Origin of the sequence: Streptomyces sp. CC53 (assembly GCF_001865245.1) — a bacterium.
Lineage (GTDB): Bacteria > Actinomycetota > Actinomycetes > Streptomycetales > Streptomycetaceae > Streptomyces.
In genome coordinates this window covers 23,941-33,104 of sequence record NZ_MKXB01000201.1, presented here as the reverse complement: position 1 = coordinate 33,104, position 9,164 = coordinate 23,941, and the positions used below count along the sequence as shown (strand labels likewise).

Below are 9,164 nucleotides of genomic sequence, written 5' to 3'. Positions count from 1 at the left end.
GAGGCCCAGACCGACGCGGTGCTGCGCGCCGCGGCCGGCCTGGAGGGCCACGTCTTCACCCTGGGCCACGGGGTGCTGCCCACCACCGACCCGGACGGCCTCCCCCGCCTCGTCGCCCACGTCCACGAGCGCACCGCCCGCTGAGCGGCGCCCCCGCGCACCGGGACGGGTGCCGGGTCTACGGCCGGCCCGGCACCCCGACGTCCACCGACGCGATGCGGCCCGCCGCGTCGAACGCCACGGCCGCCGTCGAGCCGTCCGGCAGCTCCGCCGCCACACCCTCGGCGGTGGGCCGCCAGGGCAGGGCGTGCCGGGTGAAGTAACCCGTCACCACCGCGCGCGGTGCCGCCCCAGGGACGAGGCCCACCGCGCTCAGCAGGACCCGCGGCAGCGTCACCGGCCGGGGGGCGGCGCGGGGCACCTGCGGGTCGTCCGCGAGCAGGTACGCGCGTGTGCCCGGCCCCGCCTCGACGCCCATGTAGCCGAGCGCTCCCAGCACGCCCATCGCACCGAACGCCAGCTGCTCGACCGCCGTCGCGGGGTCGGGGAACCCGGACAGGTCCACCACCTCCCGGGAGAACTCCGCCACCCCGTGCCCGGTGCCGAAGCGGCGCAGCCCCTCCGCCGCGGCGACCACCGGAGCCCCCGCGAAACCGGGGTTCGCCCAGCCCCACATCCAGGTGCCGTCCGACTCGTCGAAGGTGCCGAGCAGCCCCACCGTCAGCTCCACGCCGCCCTGCCGGTACACGCACCGGGACAGGTCCGCCGTCCAGGGGCCCGACGGCACGAAGGCGTTGAACGCCTCCAACTGCTCCATGCCCCAGGCCGCGTGCGGCTCGGTCGCCCGTACGAACGCCCCGCTGAATGCCCCGTCGCTGTTGCTGCCGGAAGAAGTGATCATGCGCTGAGCCTAGGCGAGGGCCGCGACCGCCTTGCGGGCGGCCACCTGCACCGGGTCCCACACGGGGGAGAAGGGTGGCGCGTAGCCCAGGTCGAGGGACACGACCTGCTCCACGGTCAGGCCCGCCGTCAGGGCCACCGCGGCGATGTCCACCCGCTTCCCCGCCCCCTCCCGGCCCACGATCTGGACTCCGAGCAACCGCCCGGTGCGCAGCTCGGCCAGCATCTTCACCGTCATGGGCGCCGCGCCCGGGTAGTAGCCGGCGCGGCTGGTCGACTCGACCGTGACCGCAGTGAACCGCAGCCCGACCTCCCGGGCGTCCCGCTCCCGCAGCCCCGTGCGCGCGATCTCCAGCGAGCACACCTTGCTCACCGCCGTGCCGACCACTCCCGGGAATGTGCCGTAGCCGCCGCCCACGTTCGCCCCGATCACCTGGCCCTGCTTGTTGGCGTGCGTGCCCAGCGGGATGTGGCGCTCCCGGCCCGACACCAGGTCCAGCACCTCCACGCAGTCACCGCCCGCCCAGACGTCCTCCCGGCCACGCACCCGCATCGACAGGTCCGTGAGCAGCCCTCCGTACGCACCGAGCGGCAGCCCGGCGGCCCGGGCGAGGCCCGTCTCCGGGGTCACGCCGATGCCGAGGACCACCACGTCCGCCGGGTACTCGGCCCCCTCCGCGACCACCGCCCGCGCCCGTCCGTCCGGGCCGGTGAGGACCTCGGTCACCCGGGCGCCGCCGACCACGGCGATGCCCATGTCCGACATGGCGCGGCGCACGAGCCGCCCCATGTCGGGGTCGAGGGTCGACATCGGCTCTTCGGCCATGTCGAGGACGGTGACCTCGTAGCCCCGGTTCAGCAGGGCCTCCGCCATCTCCACGCCGATGTAGCCGGCCCCGACGACGACCGCCCGCCGCCCCCGGGCGGTCGTCAACGTGTCGAGGAGGGCCCGGCCGTCGTCCAGTGTCTGCACGCCGTGCACCCCTGGGGCGTCGATGCCGGGCAGCGGCGGCCGCACCGGGCGGGCACCGGTCGCCAGGACCAGGTGGTCGTACCCGGTCCACGCCTCGCTCCCCGACTCCAGGTCCCTGCTCCGCACCCGCTGCCCGTCCAGGTCCAGTCCGGTGACCTCGGTGCGGAGCCGTACGTCGATGTCGCGTGCCCGGTGCTCCTCGGGCGTGCGGGCGATCAGCCGGTCGGGTCCCGGCACCTCGCCGCCCACCCAGTACGGGATCCCGCACGCCGAGTACGACGTGAAGTGGCCGCGCTCGAACGCGACGATCTCCAGGGCGTCCGGTCCCTTCAGCCGCCGGGCCTGCGACGCGGCCGACATGCCCGCCGCATCGCCCCCCACGACCACCATCCGCCGTCGGCCCGGCCGTCCTCCCGCTGCTGCATGACCCATGCGGGAACCCTACGGCGGGGCGGCGGCCACCGGTATGCCCCGTCGTCCCGCCGGGCGACCCTCGGCCGCGCCTGCGCGCCGGCCCCGTGTGCTGTCGGGTGGCCCTCCGGGGTGTCGCGCCGACCGGCTCCGCGGTGGTCCCCCCACGCCGCCCCACGGCCGCCGGGCCGCCTCGGCTCTCAGCCGCGCCCGCCGCCGTCCGCGTCGGGTTCCGCGGGGCGCGGGGAGCCGCCGGCGGCACGCGACTCCCCGGCGTCCACGGCCTCCCCGGCCCGGGTGGTGTCGGGGGACGGGGCCGGCTGCGAGACCTGCGGGGCGCCGGCGGTCGTCGGGGCGGGGGAGGGCTGAGACGCGTGGGGCGTCTGCGACGACTGGGGTGTGGGTACGGCCTGGGTCTGCCGGTCGGTGGCGGGGACGTGCTGCGCCTGCGGACCGTGGGGCCCCTGTGCCGGCCGCGGGTCTGCCGCCGCGCCCGCCGGGGCCGGGTGGACCGGCAGACCGGACGCACCGGAGGGCACCGCGGCCCGCACGTCGGCGTCGCGGCGCCGGGCGCGCCACGGGCGGACCAGCAGGCGCCACAGCGCGTACGCCACCGCGGCGACCGCCAGCCACGGGGCCAGGGCCGCCAGCACGATCAGCACCCAGGCGGCCGACGCCACCAGCGCACCCCAGCCGCCGCGCAGCGCGTCCAGGAACCCGGGCTTGTCGTCCCCGTCCTCGTGCCGCGCCGCGCCACGCTCGCTCAGTTCCAACGTGATCGTCGCCAGGGAGGTGCTGTCCTTCAGCGCCGCCTGCCGGGCGAGGAGGCTCTCGAGCTCCGCCTGCCGGCGGCTCAGCTCGCCCTCCAGGGTGACGACGTCACTCAGTTGCGTCGCCTCGTCCATCAGCTTGCGGACACGCTCCACACTGGCCCGCTGCGTGGCGATCCGGCTCTCCACGTCCACCACCTGATCGGTGACGTCCTTGGCGCCGGCCGTCCGCGACAGCAGCTTCCCCGCCCCGGAAAGCTCCTTCATGGCCGCGTCGTACGCGCGCTGCGGCACCCGCAGCGTGACCCGCGAACTGATCCCGCCCCGCCCGTCCCCGCGCGCGTGCCGCTCGGTCGACTCGTCGGCCACGTGCCCGCCGGCGTCCACCGCGACCGTGCGGGCCCGCGCCAGGGCCTTCTCCACGTCCTCCACCTCGATGTGCATCTCGGCCGTGCGGATGACGTGCTGACGCCCCGCGGGCACACGGCCGCCCGGCTGCGCCGCGCCCTCGCCGGCCGGCTGGCCGGGCGCGCGGTCGCCGGGTGCGGCCGCGGAGCCGGCGTAGCCGGGCGCCTCCGCGGCGTTCCCCTCTGCCGGGGGCGCGGCGGCGCCGTGGTCCGCCGTCGACGTCGCGCCGTCGGCTCCGCTGCCGCATCCGGCGAGGGCGAGCGAGGCGCCCAGCAGGACGGCCGCGAAGGCGTGTCGGGATCGGGTCGGCATGGTGTGAGTCCCCCCCCAGGGGACGCCCGGCGGCGTCCCCGAACGTGAGTGCGTAGGCGTGGTGCGTCCGGCCGTGGGGCCGGTGCCGGTTCGACGCACGGGGAGGGAAGGCCGGTTTCGCCCCTCCGGTTCCGAAAGGGTCACGGTCGGGACCCGGCACGGCGTTTGAGACAGTGGACCCATGAACGTGGACAACGTGGACGCACCCGCCGGCCGGGTCGTCGTCGTCGGTGGCGGCATCGCGGGGCTCGCGGCCGCCCACCGCGTGCTCCGCGCCGGCCGGGGCGTGACCCTCCTGGAGGCCGGCGACCGGCTCGGGGGCAAGCTCCACTCCGGTGAGATCGCGGGCGCACGGGTCGACCTGGGCGCCGAGTCGATGCTGGCCCGCCGCCCCGAGGCCCTCGACCTGGCCTCCGCGGTCGGGCTCGGCGAGCACCTCCAGCCGCCCGCCACGGCCTCCGCGGCGGTGTGGACGCGCGGCGCGCTGCGCCCCCTGCCCAAGGGCCACTTCATGGGTGTGCCCGGCGACGCGGGCGGTCTCGGCGACCTGCTGTCCGACGAGGGCCTGCGCGCCGTGCACCGGGACCGGGAACTGCCGCCTGACACTCCGGGCGAGGACGTCGCCATCGGCGCGTACGTGGCGCGGCGGATGGGCCGCGAGATCGTCGACCGGCTCGTCGAGCCCCTGCTCGGCGGGGTGTACGCGGGCGACGCCTACCGCATCTCGATGAAGGCCGCCGCGCCGAAGCTCCTCGACGCAGTCCGCGCCCACGGCACCCTCACCGACGCCGTTCGCTCCCTCGTGCCCGCACCGCGCGGCGCCGGAGCCGTCCCGCCGCCACCGGCCTTCGCCGGTCTGCGCGGCGGCGTCGGCCGGCTCCCGCTCGCCGTCGCCGACGCCGTGCGGGACCTCGGCGGCGAGATCCGCACCGGAACCCCCGTCCGCGGCCTGACCCGCCGCGCCGACGGCTGGGAGGTCACCACCGGCACCGGTGTCCTGCACGCCGACGCGGTGATCCTCGCGACGCCCGCCCCGTCCGCTTCCGCACTGCTCGCCGCCGAGTCCCCGACCGCCTCCGCCGAGCTGGCGGCGATCGAGTACGCCTCGATGTCCCTGGTGACGCTGGCCTTCCGGCGCTCCGACGTGGCCGGGCAGGTCCCGGCGGGCTCCGGATTCCTGGTGCCGCCGGTCGACGCCCGCACCATCAAGGCGTCCACGTTCGCCAGCCACAAGTGGCAGTGGATCGCCGACGGGGCCCCCGACCTGTTCGTCCTGCGCACCTCCCTCGGCCGGTACGGCGACGAGGAGCACCTCGACCGGGAGGACGCGGAGCTGGTGGCAGCGTCCCTCCGGGACCTCGGCGAGGCGGTCGGGCTGGCGGCGCGGCCCGTCGCCACGACGGTGACCCGCTGGATCGACGGCCTGCCCCAGTACCCCGTCGGCCACCACGCCCGGGTCGGCCGGATCCGCGACGCCGTCGCGAAGCTGCCCGGCCTGCGGGTGTGCGGCGCCGCGTACGACGGCGTGGGCATCCCGGCGGTCGTGGCCGACGCGTGGCGGGCGGCCGACGAGGTCGACGCCGCGCTTGCCGCGTCCCCGCACGCCCACCCTGGCGCGGAGCACTGAGAGTGACGAGCGAGAATAGCCCTATGAGTGCGCCCGAAAAGATCCCGAACGCCGGTAAGAAGGCGAAGGACCTCAACGAGGTCATTCGCTACACCCTCTGGTCCGTGTTCAAGCTGCGTGACGTCCTGCCCGAGGACCGCGGCGGCTACGCGGACGAGGTCCAGGAGCTGTTCGACCAGCTCGCCGCGAAGGACGTCACCGTGCGCGGCACGTACGACCTGTCGGGGCTGCGGGCCGACGCGGACGTCATGATCTGGTGGCATGCCGAGACCTCGGACCAGCTCCAGGAGGCGTACAACCTGTTCCGCCGCACGCGGCTGGGCCGGGCGCTGGAGCCGGTGTGGTCGAACATGGCGCTGCACCGCCCCGCCGAGTTCAACAAGTCGCACATCCCGGCGTTCCTCGCCGACGAGGAGCCGCGCGATTACGTCAGCGTGTACCCGTTCGTGCGCTCGTACGACTGGTACCTGCTGCCCGACGAGGACCGCCGGCGCATGCTGGCCGACCACGGCAAGATGGCCCGTGGCTATCCTGACGTGCGGGCCAACACGGTCGCCTCGTTCTCCCTCGGCGACTACGAGTGGATCCTCGCCTTCGAGGCGAACGACCTGTACCGGATCGTCGACCTCATGCGCCACCTGCGCGGCAGCGAGGCCCGGATGCACGTCCGTGAGGAGATCCCGTTCTACACGGGCCGCCGCAAGACCGTCGCCGACCTGGTGGCGGGCCTGGCGTAGGCCGCGGCTGTCGGTCGCGGGGCCGCGCCGCGCCCGGGACGGGTTCCGTCCTCGGTGCGGGCGGCAAGGGCCGCCGGAAGCACGGCCGCGCAGGAGCGTCGGGCCCGGCCCGCTCGCCCCCGCGCTCGTGCGGCGGCCCTCGCGACCCGGTGGCGGACCGGCACGGCCGGACCGCCACCCCGTGACCCGGAAGATCAGACGGCGGGTGCTCAGCGCCCGTCGCTCCAGCGACACCGGGTCCTCGGCTCCGGGTGCGGCGCGCGGTTCTCCCGTGCGCCGCACCCGCGCCGCCCTCTACGCGCGTCACCCCGCCGGGGTGACGCCGGCACCGCAGAGCGCCGGCACCCGCTCGACCGCGTGTACGACCTGAAGGGTCGGGTCACCCGGGCCGCGCGTGCCGTGTGTACCGCTCCCGGGCGCCTGGCCGGGTCGGCGTGTACCGCGGGCACGATTCGGTGGCGCGGCCAGGCACCCGACACGGCCTTCACGGCTGGGTTGAGGCCGGCGGCTGCCGTTCGCGCCGCCGGATCACTCCGGCCGGGGCCGCGGGTGCGACCCGAGCGGACGCGTCACCCCGCCAGGGCCGCGCGTGCCGCGTGGACCAGCCGGGTCACCCGGCCCGGTGGGCGGGGTCCCGCCCGCTCGGCCCACCACAGCCGCAGCCGCCGTCGTGCCTTCGGGTCTTCCGGCAGGCCCGCGTCGAGGAGCTGCCGGACGAAGTCCAGCGCGTCCTGCCGGTAGCCGCCCGGCATCGGCCGCCGCCCCGCGTACGCCACGAACGCGTCCCGGTACGCCTGACCGCCCAGGATCAGCGGAAGCTCCGGTGCCACCTTCGCCACGATCCCGGCCCGCTTGCGCGCCAGCGCCAGGCCCTGCACCCGCAACCGCGCCCGGTCGAAGCCCTCGGGCGCGGGCGTTCCCGCGACCAGCGCCGACAGCAGGGCGGCCTGCGCGATGCCCAGACGCTCCCGCACCGCCTCCGGGACCGGCGCCTCCTCCGGCGCGGCCGCTCCCGCGGCGGAGGACACCGCCGTGCGGTCCGCACCGGCCGGGTGGCGTTCGGGACCGGCCGTGCGGTCCGCCGGCGGGAGGGCCTCGGCGGCCTCGGCCGACGTGCGGGGCCCGGCCTCCCGGGCCGCCGCGCGGTCCGCCGCCGGGAGGGCACCTGTCCGCGCCGTCGAGCGGTCCACCGCCGGGAGGGCACCCGCCGACTCCGTCGTCGTACGGATCGCCGTCAGTTCCGCGGCCAGTTCCTCCGGTGGCGGGAAGTCGTCGTCCCGCTCCAGCAGCACCCCCGGCGGCTCCCGGTGCGAGGCGAGCTCGGCCAGCAGGTCCAGCACGGGCCGGGGCACCGGGTGGGCGTGCGTGTCGTGCCAGACGCCGTCCCGCTCCACACCGCCCGCCACATGGACGTACGCGACGGCCTCCAGCGGCAGTTCTGCGAGCGCCTTGAACGGGTCGTCGCCCCGGTTCACCCGGTTCGTGTGCAGGTTCGCGACGTCGATCAGGAGCCGCACCCCTGTGCGCTCCACGAGCTCCCCCAGGAACCGGCCCTCCGACATCTCGTCGTCGGGCCAGGAGAACAGCGCCGCGATGTTCTCCAGGGCCAGGGGAACGGGCAGCGCCTCCTGCGCGATCCGCACGTTCTCGCACAGCACGTCCAGCGCCTCCCGCGTCCGCGGCGGAGGCAGCAGGTGGCCGGCCTCCAGCGCCGGGGACGCGGTGCGCGCGCCCCCGGCCCGTACGAACGCGATGTGCTCGGTCACCAGCGGCGCACCCAGCGCCGTGGCGGCCGCGGCCAGCCGGGCAAGCCGTGCCTCGTCGGGCCGGTCGGCACCGGCGAGGCCCAGCGAGACGCCGTGCGGTACGACGGTGACGCCGCGCTCCCGGAGCCGCAGCAGCGGGTCGGGCACATGGCCGGGGCAGACGTTCTCGGCCACGACCTCCACCCAGTCCACACCGGGCAGCTCCGCCACCGCGTCCGCGATCTCCGGGCGCCACCCGATACCGACCCCGAGCCGCTGCCCGCCACGCCCACCGGGCCCGTCACGCCTGTCCATGGTCCCCCTCCTCGGTCCCCCTCCACCGTGCTGAAGGGGTCATGACCAGGGTGGGGGCCGGTGAACCGCCGCCGGGCGGGTTCAGAGCTTCATTTGAGGTTTCGGACGCGGGACGACGGCCACCGGCTCCCGGTCACGGCCGGTTCGTGTTGACCGCGGTCGGCGGGCCCGGCTGCGTCGACGGCTCCGACGTGGCGTCCTCGGCGATGCCGCTGGGCACCGCCGGTGTCGGCGCGGGCGGCAGGTTCCCGTTCGGCGGGGGCGGGCCGACGGGGCTGGCCGTGGCCCGCCCGGCCGCCTCGTTAGCGATCGCGTCGTAGTCCACCATGCCGGTCCCCTCCAGCATGGTGATGTGGTCGAGCACGGTCTGGTTGGCGTCGCTGGCGAGCTGCCGGATCAGTGTGTTCCGCGTCGTGTGCCGGACCTCGGCGATCAGGCCGAACACCTTCCCGTGCGCGTTGCGCAGAATGTTCGCGAACTTCCGCTCGTACTCCTCGCCCTGTGCCGCCGACAGCTCCCGCAGCCAGCCCTGCTGCTGCTCCGTCGGCTGGTTCGGAAGCTGCACGCCCAGCTTCGCGGCCACGTCCCTGGCCCGCTGGTCCAGGTCCGCGTGTCCCACCACCAGGTGGTCGCCCGCGTCCTTGATCGCCTGCGTCGGGGCCCGCTCCATGGCCTGCTGGCCGGCGGGCAGCTCCCACAACCCGGCCAACCGCACCTTCACCAGGAAGTCCCGGTCGGTCGCGGACAGCGGTCCCCACTGGGTGGCCACCGTCGACGCCGCCAGATTGGCTTCGCCGGTGCCCGAGCGGTCGGCGTACGACCAGACCGGGAACGCGAGCGCCCCGACGGTGGCCACCAGGGCCGCGATGATGAGTGCCTTCCCGTTGATGCGCCGCAACTGCAAGATCCCTCCCGAACCCGTCTTCCGTGCATGGCGGTACCGGGAAGTACGTGCGCCGCCGCGGA

The 9,164-nt window shown here is 76.0% G+C and carries 8 protein-coding genes; 3 read left to right on the top strand and 5 right to left on the bottom strand.

All coding sequences use genetic code 11. The annotated features are described in order from the left end of the window. Positions 1 to 144 (top strand): uroporphyrinogen decarboxylase family protein (locus BJP40_RS33345; protein ID WP_305727970.1); only part of this gene is annotated, 144 nt, incomplete at its 5' end. Positions 145 to 178: 34 nt separating this feature from the next. Here the strand turns inward: BJP40_RS33345 and BJP40_RS27135 are convergent. From BJP40_RS27135 to BJP40_RS27125, 3 genes are all read right to left on the bottom strand, one after another. Then, positions 179 to 901 (bottom strand): DUF6882 domain-containing protein, encoded by a 723-nt coding sequence (locus BJP40_RS27135; RefSeq protein ID WP_071283054.1) that lies wholly within the window; start codon positions 899 to 901, stop codon positions 179 to 181. A 9-nt stretch (positions 902 to 910) separates the two neighbouring features. After that, a complete protein-coding gene (locus BJP40_RS27130; RefSeq protein WP_071283053.1) occupies positions 911 to 2,305 on the bottom strand; it encodes an FAD-dependent oxidoreductase in 1,395 nt (464 codons plus the stop codon). Positions 2,306 to 2,484: 179 nt separating this feature from the next. Continuing rightward, positions 2,485 to 3,774 carry a DUF4349 domain-containing protein gene (locus BJP40_RS27125; protein WP_071283052.1) on the bottom strand — a complete coding sequence of 430 codons (1,290 nt, stop codon included), beginning with the start codon at positions 3,772 to 3,774 and terminating at the stop codon, positions 2,485 to 2,487. Positions 3,775 to 3,955: 181 nt separating this feature from the next. Here BJP40_RS27125 and hemG point away from each other — a divergent pair, with 181 nt between their 5' ends. Together hemG and hemQ are read left to right on the top strand one after the other, a co-directional pair. Next, a complete protein-coding gene (hemG, locus tag BJP40_RS27120; RefSeq protein WP_071283051.1) occupies positions 3,956 to 5,401 on the top strand; it encodes a protoporphyrinogen oxidase in 1,446 nt (481 codons plus the stop codon). Positions 5,402 to 5,424: 23 nt separating this feature from the next. Continuing rightward, complete coding sequence (gene hemQ, locus BJP40_RS27115; RefSeq protein WP_071274553.1) at positions 5,425 to 6,138, top strand: hydrogen peroxide-dependent heme synthase; 714 nt, start codon at positions 5,425 to 5,427, stop codon at positions 6,136 to 6,138. A 569-nt stretch (positions 6,139 to 6,707) separates the two neighbouring features. Here hemQ and BJP40_RS27110 read toward each other — a convergent pair. Then, entirely contained in the window at positions 6,708 to 8,198 is a 1,491-nt protein-coding gene (locus BJP40_RS27110; RefSeq protein WP_071283050.1) for a DUF692 domain-containing protein, read from the bottom strand. A gap of 133 nt (positions 8,199 to 8,331) precedes the next feature. Next, positions 8,332 to 9,096 carry a DUF4142 domain-containing protein gene (locus tag BJP40_RS27105; protein WP_071283049.1) on the bottom strand — a complete coding sequence of 255 codons (765 nt, stop codon included), beginning with the start codon at positions 9,094 to 9,096 and terminating at the stop codon, positions 8,332 to 8,334. Between the last annotated feature and the right edge of the window lie 68 nt (positions 9,097 to 9,164).